Annotated in this window: 14 protein-coding genes and 1 tRNA gene; 4 read left to right on the top strand and 11 right to left on the bottom strand. The window is 58.1% G+C overall.

What is annotated here, in order from left to right:
• Nucleotides 1-37: 37 nt before the first annotated feature.
• Nucleotides 38-112: transfer RNA gene (locus AKU79_RS04260), tRNA-Gln, on the top strand.
• Nucleotides 113-813: 701 nt separating this feature from the next.
• Here the strand turns inward: AKU79_RS04260 and AKU79_RS04250 are convergent.
• Both AKU79_RS04250 and AKU79_RS04245 read right to left on the bottom strand, forming a co-directional pair.
• Nucleotides 814-1,383 carry a hypothetical protein gene (locus AKU79_RS04250; protein WP_050522342.1) on the bottom strand — a complete coding sequence of 190 codons (570 nt, stop codon included), beginning with the start codon at nucleotides 1,381-1,383 and terminating at the stop codon, nucleotides 814-816.
• Between the two features lie 106 nt (nucleotides 1,384-1,489).
• Entirely contained in the window at nucleotides 1,490-1,792 is a 303-nt protein-coding gene (locus tag AKU79_RS04245; RefSeq protein WP_050522341.1) for a hypothetical protein, read from the bottom strand.
• 665 nt (nucleotides 1,793-2,457) lie between these two features.
• On the opposite strand from AKU79_RS04245, the gene AKU79_RS04240 reads away from it, so the two are divergent.
• The gene (locus tag AKU79_RS04240; protein ID WP_050522340.1) at nucleotides 2,458-3,366 is read left to right on the top strand and encodes an endonuclease/exonuclease/phosphatase family protein; all 909 of its coding nucleotides are present in this window, start codon (nucleotides 2,458-2,460) and stop codon (nucleotides 3,364-3,366) included.
• 50 nt (nucleotides 3,367-3,416) lie between these two features.
• Here AKU79_RS04240 and AKU79_RS04235 read toward each other — a convergent pair whose 3' ends face one another.
• From AKU79_RS04235 to AKU79_RS04215, 4 genes are all read right to left on the bottom strand, one after another.
• Nucleotides 3,417-4,286, bottom strand: coding sequence for a DUF6544 family protein (locus AKU79_RS04235; protein WP_156209476.1), 870 nt, complete (start codon nucleotides 4,284-4,286; stop codon nucleotides 3,417-3,419).
• Between the two features lie 28 nt (nucleotides 4,287-4,314).
• The gene (locus tag AKU79_RS04230; RefSeq protein ID WP_050522724.1) at nucleotides 4,315-4,881 is read right to left on the bottom strand and encodes an HNH endonuclease; all 567 of its coding nucleotides are present in this window, start codon (nucleotides 4,879-4,881) and stop codon (nucleotides 4,315-4,317) included.
• 509 nt (nucleotides 4,882-5,390) lie between these two features.
• Nucleotides 5,391-6,050 (bottom strand): alpha/beta hydrolase, encoded by a 660-nt coding sequence (locus AKU79_RS04220; protein ID WP_050522337.1) that lies wholly within the window; start codon nucleotides 6,048-6,050, stop codon nucleotides 5,391-5,393.
• Nucleotides 6,047-6,676 (bottom strand): DNA-3-methyladenine glycosylase family protein, encoded by a 630-nt coding sequence (locus AKU79_RS04215; RefSeq protein WP_050522336.1) that lies wholly within the window; start codon nucleotides 6,674-6,676, stop codon nucleotides 6,047-6,049. Before AKU79_RS04215 ends, AKU79_RS04220 begins: the two co-directional genes overlap by 4 nt.
• A gap of 140 nt (nucleotides 6,677-6,816) precedes the next feature.
• On the opposite strand from AKU79_RS04215, the gene AKU79_RS04210 reads away from it, so the two are divergent.
• Entirely contained in the window at nucleotides 6,817-8,043 is a 1,227-nt protein-coding gene (locus AKU79_RS04210; RefSeq protein WP_050522335.1) for an MFS transporter, read from the top strand.
• 66 nt (nucleotides 8,044-8,109) lie between these two features.
• Here the strand turns inward: AKU79_RS04210 and AKU79_RS04205 are convergent, their stop codons facing one another.
• From AKU79_RS04205 to cysS, 4 genes are all read right to left on the bottom strand, one after another.
• A complete protein-coding gene (locus tag AKU79_RS04205; RefSeq protein WP_050522334.1) occupies nucleotides 8,110-9,348 on the bottom strand; it encodes a lytic murein transglycosylase in 1,239 nt (412 codons plus the stop codon).
• 82 nt (nucleotides 9,349-9,430) lie between these two features.
• Nucleotides 9,431-10,189: a squalene/phytoene synthase family protein gene (locus tag AKU79_RS04200; protein WP_050522723.1), complete on the bottom strand. Its 759-nt coding sequence runs from the start codon at nucleotides 10,187-10,189 to the stop codon at nucleotides 9,431-9,433.
• Between the two features lie 28 nt (nucleotides 10,190-10,217).
• Entirely contained in the window at nucleotides 10,218-11,831 is a 1,614-nt protein-coding gene (gene cimA, locus AKU79_RS04195) for a citramalate synthase (protein WP_050522333.1), read from the bottom strand.
• A 112-nt stretch (nucleotides 11,832-11,943) separates the two neighbouring features.
• Nucleotides 11,944-13,335 carry a cysteine--tRNA ligase gene (cysS, locus tag AKU79_RS04190; RefSeq protein WP_050522332.1) on the bottom strand — a complete coding sequence of 464 codons (1,392 nt, stop codon included), beginning with the start codon at nucleotides 13,333-13,335 and terminating at the stop codon, nucleotides 11,944-11,946.
• Between the two features lie 271 nt (nucleotides 13,336-13,606).
• On the opposite strand from cysS, the gene AKU79_RS04185 reads away from it, so the two are divergent.
• Nucleotides 13,607-14,476, top strand: coding sequence for a TPM domain-containing protein (locus AKU79_RS04185; RefSeq protein ID WP_050522331.1), 870 nt, complete (start codon nucleotides 13,607-13,609; stop codon nucleotides 14,474-14,476).
• Between the two features lie 58 nt (nucleotides 14,477-14,534).
• Here AKU79_RS04185 and AKU79_RS04180 read toward each other — a convergent pair whose 3' ends face one another.
• Entirely contained in the window at nucleotides 14,535-15,125 is a 591-nt protein-coding gene (locus AKU79_RS04180) for an outer membrane protein (protein WP_050522330.1), read from the bottom strand.
• Nucleotides 15,126-15,159: the final 34 nt, after the last annotated feature.

Below are 15,159 nucleotides of genomic sequence, written 5' to 3'. Positions count from 1 at the left end.
GCAGCCCACGGCAGGCTTCGCTAAACACCGCTTCAGTTGGGGCGTGGCCAAGTGGTAAGGCGTCGGTTTTTGGTACCGTGTACCGTAGGTTCGAATCCTACCGCCCCAGCCAATCACCTTAGGTGATTGAAAAACAAATCCTTTCAAAAGCTTGAAATTACGTTGATTCTGCGGAATGCCTCATTGGCTGCCCCAAATTGTCGGTGTCCTCTCCTACTTGCGTTTGGTGGACTGCGAAGCTGACGACAAGTTTTAGCTAGCAGTGGTCATCCATGAAGCCTATGCAGTCGGCCATTTGGGTAGCCAAATATGAGCGTAGTCTTCGGCACGGAATGCTCGATAGCGTGCTCGGTGCCCCAAAGGTGGAGGATGATGCACTTCAGAAACTCGGGATTTATCTCTAGTGACCCAAGGATCTCAGGAACTTCATCAAAGAGGAACTTGTCCAATGGGCAGGCGCCCCCCTTTTCATCCAAAGCTACGCTTTACTCTTTGAGGTGGTCAAGATCGGCGCAACTTGTTCCGCCAAGTAATGTCCTATGGCCTATCGCCATGCTTTCCGGCGCTGGTGGGCGATCGCCCGAGGCGCTACGGGGGCCGCGTTTTCGATCAGTATCTGGGCTTTGCTCAACGCGTAAAACACCTCGCCTTTTGAACAGCGTTATTTGCCGAAACCTCCGCACGGTATCTTTCGGCTTTTCTCGTTTATCAGCTGCGGCTTACGGGCCGAAAACGACATAACCATAGCCCAATCGGGGAGGCACTTCATTAGCGGCATTCCAAAGGGCTTGGTCAAGAGTTTTGACGTTACGTCTACTGCCCCTTTGACAGGCTGAACCAGCGGACCCAACGGAAGCAGAACATTAGCACCACCATGCAGACGACAAGACCAACCAAGTCGCCCACAGCATAGATGACCAAGGTTCCGGGGATGTTACCCAGACCAATAAGCCCGGAATATGCAAGTGTTTGCCCCAAAGAGTTAATGATCGAGGATATCGCACCTATGATGATTAAAACTTTCCAGTTCACTTTTCTCATGTGACCAAAATAAGAGTCGTACCCGACAAACCGCGCCAGTTCGAACGCCAGAAATGCCGAAAAGGCGCCGATGAGTATGCCTTTCACCAAGTCAGGTTCCAGAAACTCCAGGCTAGCGGTCGGAGAAAAAAGCCATGCTGACATCGTTACGCCGAGCACAAGCGCGGGTATCGCCCTCCAACCGAATGCCCAGGTTGCCAAGACCCTAACGCCATGCGGTAGATAGATCAGGCTGGCAAAGACTGTATATTCAGGGAAAAATATGCTCTGCACCGGTGTCACAACCAAAGCTGTCACTCCGTGCGCGAGAATATACGCTGCGGCAACGATCAGAAAGTTCATGAAAGACTGCCGACCCGCGCGAATTGAAGTTTGGCACAGCAAAATCTGCTGCGCGTAAAGTGACGGGGCACAGCCCCACCAATGGAAAACAACTTACTTGAACGATTCATTTACCGACCAAGTCGCTTCGGACAACATAGAGCCCGACCTTGTAGCCATTGGCCTTTTCAATCAAGCCGATGCCTACAAGTGACCTAAGTGCGCGGTGGTAGGTTGCCTGGGCGAGGCCCGAAGCCATTTCATGGCTATAGATCTGGTCGGACGTAACTGCTGCGCCCTCATCCCTGGCCATGGCATTTGCGGCAAGAAACACATCCATTTCTGGTGCACTTAACTCTTGCAGGCCAATATCTTTTTCCATGTCGCGCAGGATGCAGCGCAGCGAGAAGAGTGCAGATAGTTTGTTCATGGTTGTCCCTACCTCTTAAGTCACATTTATACCTCAGGCATAGCGACGATCAAACGCAAAAGCGATCGCGCTGACAATTATCATATTGACAATTCTGGCGGCTAAAATATTTATGAATAAGACGACGTAGATTGCGCCGTCACTAGTATTTTATCATTTTCGCCCCGATCGCCAACAGGTGGTTGGGGCTATTTGCCAAAGCCGCAGGCCTATCTGCATGGCGTCACCCAAATTTACATTTTTAAAGGATATATCAATGAAGCGTTTTGCGCTGTTTGCATTTTTATTAGCGGTTACAGCACCTCACATGGTTAGCGCCCATGGGGGCGGATGTCGCAAAAACTCGCCCCCTGGCCAGTGCTGTCATATGGACAATAGCGTCGGCAGAGTGCACTGCCACTAGGATCTAATGATCCTAAGCCGGATGGCAACCATAGCTGTGCGCCATCAGATTGGGTTGGCTATGGTTTTCAATCTGGCATGGCGTAAGATCTGCCCTTACCCACCAGCAACTCCGCCCCTGCCCCAAGCCGCAATGGTTTTCCTTGATTTAGCGGTGATTGTCGGCGCAGATCGGGGAATTGCGATTTGGCGCTGGACGCGCGCCCGACATTTGCGCACTAGGTTGGTTCACGTTGCGCATTCCCCAGCACAGGGCGTAGAAAATGTTTGACAGTGCGATCATGCGGGCTCTGGCATTTGGCAGTGCGGCAGTTCTGATTGGGTTGGTTCCACTTGGATTTAGCGGGTATTTTCTCGAACTCGGGAATTCGGCAGCGGTGGTCCGACCGCAGGCAGGCGTGTTGCTGATTCCGCTGTCAGTGATCATGTTTTTGATGAGGGCAAAGCGCCGTGCAGTTTTCTCGTTCGCCGTGGCGGTTATGGCGGTCGGCTCAATTGCACCCGGCGTTTTTTCCTCGGGAACGGATTGCACGGATGGATGTCTAAAGCTTTACCAAAAGAACCTGCTATCCAAGGCTTGGCCGCGTTATCCATTGGCTGACGATATTATTGCATCCGGCGCCGAGATTGTGACGTTGCAAGAGGTTTCCGACCATAACCGACGGTTCATGGCCAACATGTTTGACCACTATCCCAACACGGTCACATGCAAATTCCGACCGGCGCAAGACGTAGCCATACTAACCTCGTTACCTGTCGTAGACGGCTCTGAATTTTGCCTGGCCAAAGCCGGGCTGGCGGGGATTCAGGTGTTGTCGCCAAATGGCCAGCCAATATGGGTTTTATCTGTTCACTTGGAATGGCCCTTTCCGTTTAATCAATACGAACAAAGCCAAACCATCGCCACGCGCATCGCGGGTCTGAAAGGCCCGATACTGATCGCGGGCGATTTCAACATGGTTCCTTGGGGCGGCAACGTTGAGCGGATCAAGCAAGCCGCCGGAAACCACCGCCTCGGCGCCTTTAGAAATACCTTTAAACTGGGCGGTTGGTTACTGCCCTTACCGATAGATTCGGTGTTGGTGCCAAAAGGCGCCACCGGCAGCGTTGAGCTGCGCCCCTATTTGGGCTCCGATCATTTAGGCGTGCTTTCACGCATCAGTTTGCCCTAACGGTTTGTGTGGTTGCAAATAGGCCAAACCACAAAGGTTTGGGCCGCGCTTTAGAAAAAACTCACCGTTTCAACTTTGGCCTTAAAGAACGGGTGGTAAAGATCGGTCCCGTAATGATTGCCACCGATAACCTGCGTGGGCAGGTGGAACCCATCAAAAGTTTCGAACGCGGACACATCGCCGCCGAAGGGTTGAAGACGGTAGACCCGCGCCGCGTTCTCATTGCTCCAGCGCTGAAACAGCACGCGCGACAATCGCCCTGCGCTATCAACGGTTATGCGCGCTGTCTGTTCCATGTCTCCGGCGTGCACGCGTACCTCGGCCGTATCGGCATCTAGCCCGTGCCATTCGATCAGGTCCCAACCGGCCTCGGCGGCAGGCAGAAAGGCTGCGGGCGTCCAGATAAGGCCCTCACCCACCATACGCCCAAAGGATGAGCGGCGGTGATCGAGATCGCGGCTGACACGTCCAACAGGCACGGCATTGAAAATACGAAACCTGCTCCAGCTGTCTGATGGTCCCAATGCGTCTGTTCCGGTCACGAGCATGGCGCCGCCCGTGCGGACCTGCCAAACAAAACCGTGGGGCGGCGCGAGCACCTGATCGGCCCACATATCCTGATAGTCAGGATCATCGCGCGTGCCGAGGCTCAGCTCTCCGCCCATTCTGATCACCGCCGTCTTGCGCAAGGGCGTACCGGGTTGAATGGCAAACAGGAAAAAACGCTGTGCCGCCTCGGGCAATCCGTCAACCATCTTGGGGTCAAATGGCGGGGCTGCCACCGCGGATGAAACCGAAAAGAGTTCGCTGCGAAGGGCGGCATCGGCCCGCACATCTGCAAAACGAAGGGCGATGACACCGATCACAAGGGCTGCCACCAAGCCTAGCGCCGCCCGTATCATCACCTGTGCAAATCGCAACGCTACACCCCTATCCGCCTGTTCTTGATCAGGCCTCGATCTCGGCGCTCCAATACAAATAATCAAGCCAGGTGTTGTGAAGCTCGCCTTTCACCAACGGCATCTTTCGCGCGATGCGATCAAGATCCTGCGGGGTCGGTCGGTAGGGCGCCCTTAGCAGTTTCATATGCGCCTCGCTTGGGGTTCTGTTCGCCTTTTTCATATTGTCAGGACCACAGGCCGAAACGATATTTTCCCAACTTGACTGCCCCGACCGGCTTCTTGGAATGACATGGTCGAATGTCAGTTCATTGGCGGGAAGCTTTGCGCCGCAATACTGGCATCGAAACTCGTCGCGCAGGAATACATTATAGCGGGTGAACGGCACATGCTTTCGTTTCTTATACTCTTTCAAAACGACGACGGCCGGCACCTCAAAGGTTTGACGCGCTGTGTGGATCAGCACATCGTCATAGGTTTCAACCTGCGTCACACGGTCTTGCATCACCGCAACCAAGGCCTGCTGCCAGGTCCAGGCTGATAGCGGCGCCCAGCTGAGCGGTTGATAATCGGCGTTCAGGACAAGCGTCCGCAGCCCCATGACTGCTGCATTCATGGCCGCCACCCCGACACACCTGCAAACTGATGCGCCCCTATGCCAGTGCGGGTCCGCAAATCAGTGTTGTCTGCAAAAAAAACAAAGCGCGTGAAGGCCACGCGCTTTTGGGGATCGATTGGTTTTTCAACGACAGTAACAAACGGCAAACGTATCGTTACTTTCTGGCGTCGCACGCGCCTGATGGGGTCGGTCACCGTCCAACGCGACACACGGGCCGCATTTGCCGCGCCAAGCAGATGCCAAAGCACGCCAAAACTGCGCCACAACGGCACAAGGGTCAGCCCCTGTATGCGCGGCCCTGATACAAAACGGCTTCTGAACGCAGCATCCATTTTATTGCCCAATTCCCATACGCCGGTGCGGCCGAACCGCGTACCTTATCGGCGTCAGGACGATAGGTATCGCCCCTTGCCAACACTATAGATCGCGGCGGCGATCTGACAAGCCCCGTCATGCGGGGCCTGCAGGTCACTTAGCAAGGATTCTTGAACCCTTTGTGACAATGCCTATTTCGGCAAACGATCTGCCAAAAAACCAAGCGTTGCGGAAAGCCCGTCAGGCGCGATGCCATGACCGGTGCCTTTCATCACATGGCCATAGGTTTCAAACCCTGCCGCCACCAGCGCATTGCCCGCCAGCCCCATATCCTCAAACGGCACAACGGGGTCCTGATCGCCATGGATCAGCAGCACCGGCGGTTTGACCACAGCCTGATGCAGCAATTCCGGCGACAGCAACCGCCCGGAAATCGCCACCACACCGGCCACGGCGGTCTGACGGCGCGGCGCGACATGCAGGCTCATCATTGCGCCTTGTGAAAACCCGACCAGCGCGAGCGCCTCGGGGGCAAGGCCTTCCTCGGCCACCTTTTCATCGAGAAACGCGTTCAGATCATCGGCGGCAGCCAATAGGCCTTGGTGGGCGGCCACTTCGGAAGACCCGTCAATCCACGGGATCGGGAACCATTGCCGCCCCATCGGTGCGCCGGCGCAATGCTCTGGTGCGTCGGGTGAATAGAACGCGGTATGGGGCAAATGCGCGGCCAAAGCATCGGCGAGGCCCAGCAAATCGGCCCCGTCCGCGCCATAGCCATGCACAAAGACCACCATGCTGCGGGCCTGGCCAAGGGCGGCCCCTTTGCGCCCCGAAGTAAGTTTACGTGTCATCTGATCCCTTCTCTCGCGGTTGAAACGCGGTAATACGCCCATAAAATCCGTGCGGCAACTGATCGCCACGGTGCCCAAGCCTGCGCAATCTGGCGCATCTCTTTTTCTTTCGGGCGGTCATCCAAGTCAAACAGCCGCCTTGCCGCCTCTTGCAAGGCCAGATCACCATGGGCGAACACATCGGCGCGGCCAAGGCTGAACATGGCATAGATTTCGGCTGTCCATGTGCCGATACCTGCCACCGCCGTCAGGGTTTTGATAACCTGCACATCCGGCATCAGCGGCAAGGCGGCATAGTCTATCCGTGCCGCAGCCAGCGCATGGGCATAGCGGATTTTCTGGCGTGACAACCCGCAGGCGCGCAAATCCTCTTCGCTCGCAGTTGCAACTGCGGCCTCGGTGGTCAGGCCTGCGCCCTCTAGTCGCAGCCAGATGGCGCGGGCCGATTGGGTGCTGACCTGTTGGCCGATGATCGCATCAAACAGTGCGGCAAACCCGTCAGCCCGCAAGCGCAACGGCAAGGGGCCGGTTTGCGCCAAGGCCACGGCAAAGCGCGGCTCGGCTTTGGCCAGCCACGCTGCCCCTTCGGCCACGCAACCATCGCCTTTGATAATTCTTCCAACCATTGCGCCCCCGGATTTTGCGGCAGGCTAGCGGGGCTATGGGCCCAACGAAACCCCCAAAAGGCCCGCGCCTGCGGCTTTGCGATTGTAGCCATGACAATTTGCCGCTTGCCCGAATTGCCCGCATCGGAATACTCAGCCCTATGACGCAAACAGACGCCCTTCCCGCCCCCGCCGACTCGCGCCGCAATGTGTGGGTCTTGGTTGCCGCCCAAGCTATCCTTGGCGCGCAGATGCCAATGATTTTTACGATTGCCGGCCTCGCGGGCCAAACGCTAGCCTCTAACGCGTGCTGGGCCACACTGTCGATTTCGATCATGGTGGTTGGCTCGATGCTATCGGCCACACCGCTTTCGGCGATCATGCAGAAATACGGGCGGCGCGTGGGGTTTGTGATTGGCACAATTGCCGGCGCGCTTGGGGCCGCAATCGGGGCTTATGGGCTTTACAGCGGCTCATTTGCAATTTTCCTGCTGGGGGCGGTGTTTTCCGGCACCTATATGTCGGCCCAAGGATTTTACCGTTTTGCCGCCGCCGATACCGCGTCCGATGCCTTCCGGCCCAAGGCAATTTCTTGGGTAATGGCCGGCGGGTTGATTTCTGCAATCATCGGGCCGCAGCTTGTAAAAATCACGGCGCAGGCCTTTGTTGTGCCGTTCATGGGTACGTATCTGGCGGTGATCGCGCTGAACATCGTCGGCTCTTTCCTGTTTCTGGCGCTGAAAATTCCAACACCCGCCAAGCCCAAAATCGGCGAGGCCCGTGGCCGCACCCGATGGGAGCTGATCCGCACGCCGCGCATCGCCGTGGCCGTGATTTGCGCAACCGTTTCATACGCGTTGATGAACCTCGTGATGACCTCATCGCCCCTCGCGGTGGTGGGCTGTGGGTTCACCACCTCTAACGCCGCCGACGTAGTCACGGCCCATGTGCTGGCGATGTATATCCCTTCGTTCTTTACCGGTCATTTGATTGCCCGCTTTGGCGTGGAAAAGATCATCGCGATCGGGCTGGTTATTCTGGCAGGTGCCGGCGCTGTCGCGCTGACAGGGTTCGAGTTGCCCAATTTCTTTGCCGCTCTGGTGCTGCTGGGTGTTGGTTGGAACTTTGGCTACATCGGCGCGACCACGATGATTACTGGCGCGCATACGGTGCAGGAACGCGGGCGGATGCAGGGGTTGAACGACCTGCTGGTGTTTGGTGGCGTGACGATGGCGTCACTGTCATCGGGCGGGTTGATGAATTGCTCGGGCGGGTCGGTGCATGAAGGTTGGGCAGCGGTGAATATGGCGATGGTGCCATTTCTGGTGCTGGCCGGCGGCGCACTGATCTGGCTGGCGATGCAGCCCAAAGAAAGCCCCGCGCAATAGGGGCAAAAGATTGGGGGTAGCGGTGCGCTAAAGCGCACCCTACGTTTGCGGGCCGAGTGGTTGGGCCTAGCGCAGGCTGGTCAGCAACGCGAGGCTGGGCTCGCCCGTCACCGCCATGCCACGGCTGGCCTGATAGCTGGAAATTGCCGCACGGGTCTTGGGGCCAATCACGCCGTCATGGCCTTCGGTGTCAAAGCCCTTGGCCGTCAGCAGCCGCTGCATTTCCTGCCGGTCGGCAATTTGCATTCCGTTGGCATCGGGTGGAAAGTTGCCGCGAATGGGCGGGCGGCCAAGGATACGATCGGACAAATGCCCAACCCCGATCACATAGCTTTCCGAATTGTTGTAACGGGTGATGGCGGTAAAGTTGCGGAAGGTCATAAAGGCCGGCCCGCCTGTGCCTTCTGGAATGATGATCGAGGCCGCACCGTGGTTCGGCACCACATTGCCATCCATATCGCGCACGCCCATCGCCGCCCAATCACTGGTGCTACGGCTGGAACCCCGCCCCGCCAAACCAGCGTTAAAGCCAGCAGGCAGCCGCACCTCAACGCCCCAAGGCTGGCCCTTGGTCCAACCCGATTTCGCCAGATAGGCCGCGGTTGAGGCCAGCGCGTCAGATGGGTCATCCGACCAGATATCGCGCCGCCCGTCGCCGGTAAAATCGACAGCAAACAGCTGGTAAGACGTGGGAATAAATTGCGTATGCCCCATCGCACCGGCCCATGATCCGGTCATCCGGTCAGGCGTAACATCGCCGTTTTCCAGAATCTTCAGTGCCGCCACCAACTGCTTTTCAAAGAACGCACCGCGCCGCCCTTCATAGGCCAGCGTGGCCACAGCCGAGATCACCGGAATATCGCCGCGCCGTTCGCCGAAAAAGCTTTCCAGCCCCCAAACGGCGGCCACGACATTGCCTTCAACGCCATAGCGCCGCTCAATCGCGTCAAGCGTGCCGCGGTGGCGGGCATAGGCCGCCTGCCCCTTGGACACGCGTTCATCCGAGGCGGCAATGGCCAGATAATCTTGCAGGCTGCGCTTGAATTCGGTCTGGTTGCGGTCGCGCTCGATCACCTCGGGCACAAAGCCTGCATTGCGAAAGGCCGCGTTCATCGTCGATTGGTTGATACTGGTGGTGCGGGCGCGAAAGCTGGCAACCCATTTGTCAAAGCCCGCATTCGGCTCGGTGTGGTAAGGCGTGGCGCTACGTGCCGCAACCGCGCCCATACGCGCGCCCCCGCCAACACACCCCGATAGCATCAAGGCACCCAGCCCGATAAGTGTCGTTCTTTTGCTCGCCTGCATCTGTGCCGCTCCTCAAATAGCATCGGGGCATTTGCCCGTTTTTTTCAAGCCTAGCGCAAATCGGGTGCTGGGGAAAGGCAGGCTAGTACCGATGGGTGAAAGCCTGCCACAACAGCCCGCCACGCCGCGAGAATTCCGACAATTGCAACTTGCCTTCGCCAACACGGCCCGGCTCGGCCATCGCCATTTTCAGCAAGGCGGGCGCTTGCCAACCCGCCAGCAGCGCAGGCCGCGCGACAGGTTCGATACCCGCACGCCGTGCCTGCGCCAACCGCGCCAGCCCGCGTTCGGCCAGCGCCCTGATCGCAACATCGCGCCCGTCAAGCAACGGCACGCGCCCACGCGCCGCCAATACGGGTACAGCCTGCAAATAGGCAGCAAGCCCTGCGGCCCAGCCAAAATCGCGCAAGCTCTGCCCCGTTGCCGCCCCCAGCGCCCGCCCCGACAGCCACATCAAACTGCCCGCCGTATCGTCCAGATAGGCATCAAAGGCGGCCTCGTCGGCAAAGGCATCCGAATAAATATCCCAACGCCGCGCGGCAATCATCTGATCGATGCAATCCAAAGGCAGGTCACGCTTTGCAATCAGATCGGCCAAAGGCTGCATGACCTCATGCGCCCGAACCACCCCGCGCCCGACATCCTCAATCGCATCACGCCACCATTGCAGTCGCATCTCGGCGATCATTGGTTCCTTACTGGCCCAGGGGGCGCGGGCCACCTCAAGGTTAAAGGCGTAAAGGGTGGCCAGCGGGCCACGCGCAGCAGACGGCGCCGCCATAAGGGCAGAAAACCGGGTAGGGTCGCCCCGTTCGACTAACGCGATAACATCGGTCTGCATCACGCGATGCACCTTTCTGGCGCGCCGCTCATGCCGCGCCATCCCGTATCAGCTTCCAGTTCACGGCATCCAACAACGCCTCAAAGCTTGCATCGACTATGTTTGCGCTGACCCCCACGGTCGACCAACGCCGCCCCTGCGCATCCTCGCTGTCAATAATCACCCGCGTCACGGCTTCGGTGCCGCCTTGGGTAATCCGCACCTTGAAATCTACAAGATGCATATCGTCGATATAGGCCTGATACGGCCCCAAATCCTTGGCCAAGGCCTTCCATAACGCGTTCACGGGCCCACGGTCAGTGCCACTTTCATCCATTGATTCCGACACCGACAACATCTTTTGATCGCCGATTTTCACCACCACCACCGCTTCGGACAGGGTGATCATCTGGTCACGCTTGTTCTTGCGGCGTTCCACCGTGACGCGATAGCGCTTTACCTCAAAGAACTGCGGGCAAAGGCCCAAGGAGCGCCGCGCCAGCAACTCGAAACTGGCTTGCGCCCCGTCATAGGCATAGCCTTGATCCTCGCGCTGTTTGATCTGGTCAAGAATATCGGCAAGGCGCGGGTCCTTTGGCGCAACCTCGATCCCGGCCGCCGCCAGCCGCGCCCGCAGGTTCGATTGCCCCGCCTGGTTCGACATCGGAATAATCCGCGCGTTGCCCACCACTTCGGGGGGGATATGCTCATAGGTCGTGGGGTCTTTCAAAATCGCAGAGGCATGCAACCCCGCCTTATGCGCAAAGGCCGAGGCCCCGACATAGGCCGCCCCCCGCGACGGCACGCGGTTCAAAATATCATCCAACATCCGGCTGGTGCGCAGCAGCCCCGCCAATGCCTCGGGGCTGACACCGGTTTCAAACCGGCTGGCATAGGGCTCTTTCAACAGCAACGTCGGAATCAGCGTCACGAGATTCGCATTGCCACAACGCTCGCCCAAACCGTTCAAGGTGCCCTGAATTTGCCGCGCGCCCGCATCAATGGCGGCCAAAGAACAGGCCACAGCATTGCCCGTATCATCATGGCAATGAATAGCCAGATGATCGCCCGGTATCCCCGCCGCAATCACCTCGGCCGTGATACGCCCTACCTCGGCAGGCAAAGTGCCACCGTTGGTATCACACAGCACAATCCAACGCGCGCCCGCCTCATAGGCCGCCCGCAAACAATCCAAGGCATAGCTGGGATTGGCACGGTAGCCGTCAAAGAAATGCTCGGCATCGAACAAGGCCTCGCGGCCCTTGGCCACCACATGCGCAAATGACGCTGCAATCGCCTCACGGTTTTCCTCCAGCGTCACCCCAAGCGCCGTGGTCACATGAAACTCATGCGTTTTGCCCACAAGGCACACGGCGGGCGTGTCCGCATCCAACACAGCTGCCAGAACATCATCATTCTCGGCTGACCGCCCGACCCGCTTGGTCATCCCAAACGCCGTCATCGTGGCGCGGGTTTCAGGCCGATCTGCAAAAAACTCGCTATCCGTCGGGTTCGCCCCCGGCCAGCCGCCTTCGATATAATCAATGCCCAAAGCATCCAGCGCCCGCGCAATCTGCACTTTTTCCAGCGTCGAAAACTGCACGCCTTGGGTCTGCTGCCCGTCACGAAGCGTGGTATCAAACAAATACAGCCGCCCTCTCATACCACCTTACCCATCGCGCTTTCTGTTCGGCACAAATATCCTCGGGGGTGTTGCTTTGCCTTGCAAAGCAACAGGGGGGGCAGACAGCCCCCCGCGCCGATCACAAAAACCATCACTCGAAAGCCTCCAACCTGCCCGCATCAAACCCGGCACCGGGTTGCAACACAACCCCATCCTTGCCCATCTGAATCTCGACACCGGCCGCAATCAGCGCGGCCTTCATCGCATCCACGGCTGTGAAATCCTTTGACAGCTTCGCCGCCGCCCAAACCATGGCCAGTTTCTCGGCATAGCCACTCAGATCAACCGCAGCCAGCCAATCGCCCATACCATCCTCCAACAACCCCATCACACGGGCCGAGGCCAAAAGCCCGGCATAGTCGCCCTGCCCTGCTGCCTCATGCAATGCCGCCAAGGCCCCCGCTGTGTTAAGGTCATCGGCCAAGGCATCGATCACCGGTCCCAACGGGTTTGGGGCGGGCTCAATGCCCTCCACAAACCCGCGCCACTTGCGCAATGTCGCTTCGGCTTGCGCCGCCTTTTCCGCCGTCCAGTCCATCGTCTTGCGGTAATGGGTTTGCAAAAACACAAACCTGATCACCTCGCCCGCAATCCCCTGATCCAGCAAATCCCGCACCGTAAAGAAATTGCCCAGCGACTTGGACATCTTCTTGCCCTCGACCTGCAACATCTCATTGTGCAGCCAGACATTGGCAAACCCCTCGTCGGGGTTAGCGCAGCAGCTTTGCGCCAGCTCGTTTTCATGGTGCGGAAAGGTCAAATCCGTGCCGCCGCCGTGAATATCGAACGACGGCCCCAAAAGCGCCTGCGACATGGCCGAGCATTCAATATGCCACCCCGGCCGCCCACGGCCCCAAGGGCTATCCCAACCGGGCGTCACATCATCCGACGGCTTCCACAACACAAAATCCATCGGGTCGCGCTTATAAGGCGCCACCTCAACACGCGCGCCGGCGATCATATCATCAACCGACCGCCCCGAAAGCCGGCCGTATTCAGGGAAAGAGCGCACATCAAACAGCACATGCCCCTCGGCCGCATAGGCATGGCCCTTGGCGATCAAATCCTCGGTCATCGCGATCATCTGGCCGATATACTCGGTCGCGCGCGGCTCTTGGGTCGGGCGCAGATTGCCAAGCGCATCCATATCGGCGTGATACCAGGCAATCGTTTCCTCGGTCCGCTGATGGATCAATTCCTCCAGCGTTCCCGCCTCGCCCGCATTCTGGCGGCGCAGCGCCTCGGCGTTAATCTTGTCATCTACATCGGTGAAATTGCGCACATAGGTCACGTGATCCAGCCCGTAAACCTGCCGCAGCAGCCGAAACAACACATCAAACATGATCACATTGCGCGCGTTGCCAATATGGGCGCGATCATAGACCGTCGGACCGCAGAGATAGATCCGCACATTTTCGGGGTCAATCGGCGTGAAAACCTCTTTTTCCCGCGTCTTGGAATTGTGCAGTTTGATTGTGGTCATATCCCTACCCTTGTGCAGCAGTCGCAGCATTTCCTCGGCCTTCTGGCGCGGGCATATCAACTTCGTCTTTGTTTGGAAACGAAAAGAAAACAGGCCCGCCCGACTTATGTCAGCAGGTAATGCAGCAAATGCAAATGATGCCTGATATTTTCATGCAGATTCCCTAACACAGCCGCGCCCACAGGCCAAGCAGCTTGTTATGCCCGCCCGCGCCGTGCATCCTTAGGGCAATAGGGCCATAAGACCCGCACCCGAACCAAGGAGCCTGCCAATGCTGCGCCTGTTGATTGTTCTTTTGTGGCTGCCACTTGCCGGCTTTGCCCAAACCTATCCGGCACCGCTCAGCGATACGGTCAATGACTATGCCAACCTGCTGCCCCCCGAGGCTGCGGCCCGCGTCAGTGCCGCCCTTCAGACCGCCCGCGAAGAAACCGGCATCCATATCGTGCTGGCAACCATATCTTCACAAGCCGACTATGGCGGTACGGGCCGCTTTGCCGATTTTGCGACCGGTTGGTTCAACTCCTGGGGCATTGGCGATGCCACCCGCAACGACGGCATTCTTATTCTGGTTGCCGAAAAAGACCGTGAGATGCGCATCGCGCTGGGCGCCGCCTATGACCCCGTCTGGGACGGGCGCGCACAGCGCGTCGTTGATACCGCCATGCTGCCCGCCTTTCGCAATGATGACTATGCCAAAGGGCTAGAGGATGGGGCGCTGATGGCAATCGAGCAACTCGCCCGCCCTTTTGCTGCCCATGAAGCCGTTACTATAGACAGCGGTTTTCCGGCTGAACCCTGGCTGGATAAGGTGATCGGCGGGGTGATGTTCGCGGGGATTGCAGGCGTTATTCTTTGGGGGCTTATCAAATCGCGCCTGCGCGATTTCGCCGTCCGGTTCAAAAGATGCCCGAACTGCGGCGCGCGCCGATTGCAGCTTACGCAAAAAACCACATTAGAGCCGGCCGAGACCACACAAGGCCAAGGCCTGCGCATCGAAACCTGTGGCCATTGCGGGCATGAACGCCGCGACAGCTTTACCTTGCCATCAAAAGCCGCAGCCCGCGCAAGAACATCGTCATCCAGCAGCGGCTTTGGTGGTGGCCGATCGGGCGGTGGCGGGGCCTCGGGGAAATGGTAGTCCCAAAGCAAAGCAGGGCGCAAGATAACCTGCGCCCTGCCCCAACAGGTAGAGTCGCTTAGAAGCGGTAGCCAACCCGGATTTGCGCAGTATTGGCGCGAATATCGGTGCCGGCTTTATCAAAGTTGTTAAAGCGGTGGTGGTCAAACTCTGCACCAATGGTCCAGGCGTCATTGATGGCATAGTCCATGCCAACACCAACCAGATATCCTGTGTCGGAATGGTTGACACCATTGATCGCGGCCTTGGCATGGGCGGCACCAACTGTACCGTAAATCAGGGTTTTGCCCAGATCATAGCCACCCATCACTTTAAGCTGGGTCAGGTTGTCCAGCTTGCTGGTCGCGCCAAGATCAATGTTCGAACCGTTATACGCCAGCTCGCCGCCAGCGACAAATTGGCCAAAGTCATAGCGGTAACCCGCATGCACACCACCCAGCGCCCCATTGCCATCTACGCCGGCAAGATTGGACGACACGTCGCCATAGCCAAGCTGGGCACCGGCATAAAAGCCTGTCCAATCAGCAGATACAGGCGCCATAACCACAGGCGCAGCGATAACCGGTTCGGCAACGGGCTCGGTCAGACCACCTGCAAAGGCCGGTGCGCTAAGTGCGGATGCAACGACGAAAGAGGATATAAGTTTCATGTGTCTACCTTTCATATACGTAAAACGGCTGATG

The sequence above is a fragment of the Pseudorhodobacter wandonensis genome, assembly GCF_001202035.1.
Lineage (GTDB): Bacteria > Pseudomonadota > Alphaproteobacteria > Rhodobacterales > Rhodobacteraceae > Pseudorhodobacter > Pseudorhodobacter wandonensis.
This window is presented reverse-complemented; position numbering and strand designations above follow the sequence as displayed.

Coding starts and splice junctions, on each gene's coding strand:
- AKU79_RS04185 (WP_050522331.1), top strand. CDS start 13,607: ATGCTGCGCCTGTTGATTGTTCTTTTGTGGCTGCCACTTGCCGGCTTT.
- AKU79_RS04210 (WP_050522335.1), top strand. CDS start 6,817: ATGACGCAAACAGACGCCCTTCCCGCCCCCGCCGACTCGCGCCGCAAT.
- AKU79_RS04205 (WP_050522334.1), bottom strand. CDS start 9,348: ATGCAGGCGAGCAAAAGAACGACACTTATCGGGCTGGGTGCCTTGATG.
- cimA (WP_050522333.1), bottom strand. CDS start 11,831: ATGAGAGGGCGGCTGTATTTGTTTGATACCACGCTTCGTGACGGGCAG.
- AKU79_RS04180 (WP_050522330.1), bottom strand. CDS start 15,125: ATGAAACTTATATCCTCTTTCGTCGTTGCATCCGCACTTAGCGCACCG.
- AKU79_RS04250 (WP_050522342.1), bottom strand. CDS start 1,383: ATGAACTTTCTGATCGTTGCCGCAGCGTATATTCTCGCGCACGGAGTG.
- AKU79_RS04200 (WP_050522723.1), bottom strand. CDS start 10,189: ATGCAGACCGATGTTATCGCGTTAGTCGAACGGGGCGACCCTACCCGG.
- AKU79_RS04245 (WP_050522341.1), bottom strand. CDS start 1,792: ATGAACAAACTATCTGCACTCTTCTCGCTGCGCTGCATCCTGCGCGAC.
- AKU79_RS04240 (WP_050522340.1), top strand. CDS start 2,458: ATGTTTGACAGTGCGATCATGCGGGCTCTGGCATTTGGCAGTGCGGCA.
- AKU79_RS04230 (WP_050522724.1), bottom strand. CDS start 4,881: ATGAATGCAGCAGTCATGGGGCTGCGGACGCTTGTCCTGAACGCCGAT.
- cysS (WP_050522332.1), bottom strand. CDS start 13,335: ATGACCACAATCAAACTGCACAATTCCAAGACGCGGGAAAAAGAGGTT.
- AKU79_RS04220 (WP_050522337.1), bottom strand. CDS start 6,050: ATGACACGTAAACTTACTTCGGGGCGCAAAGGGGCCGCCCTTGGCCAG.
- AKU79_RS04215 (WP_050522336.1), bottom strand. CDS start 6,676: ATGGTTGGAAGAATTATCAAAGGCGATGGTTGCGTGGCCGAAGGGGCA.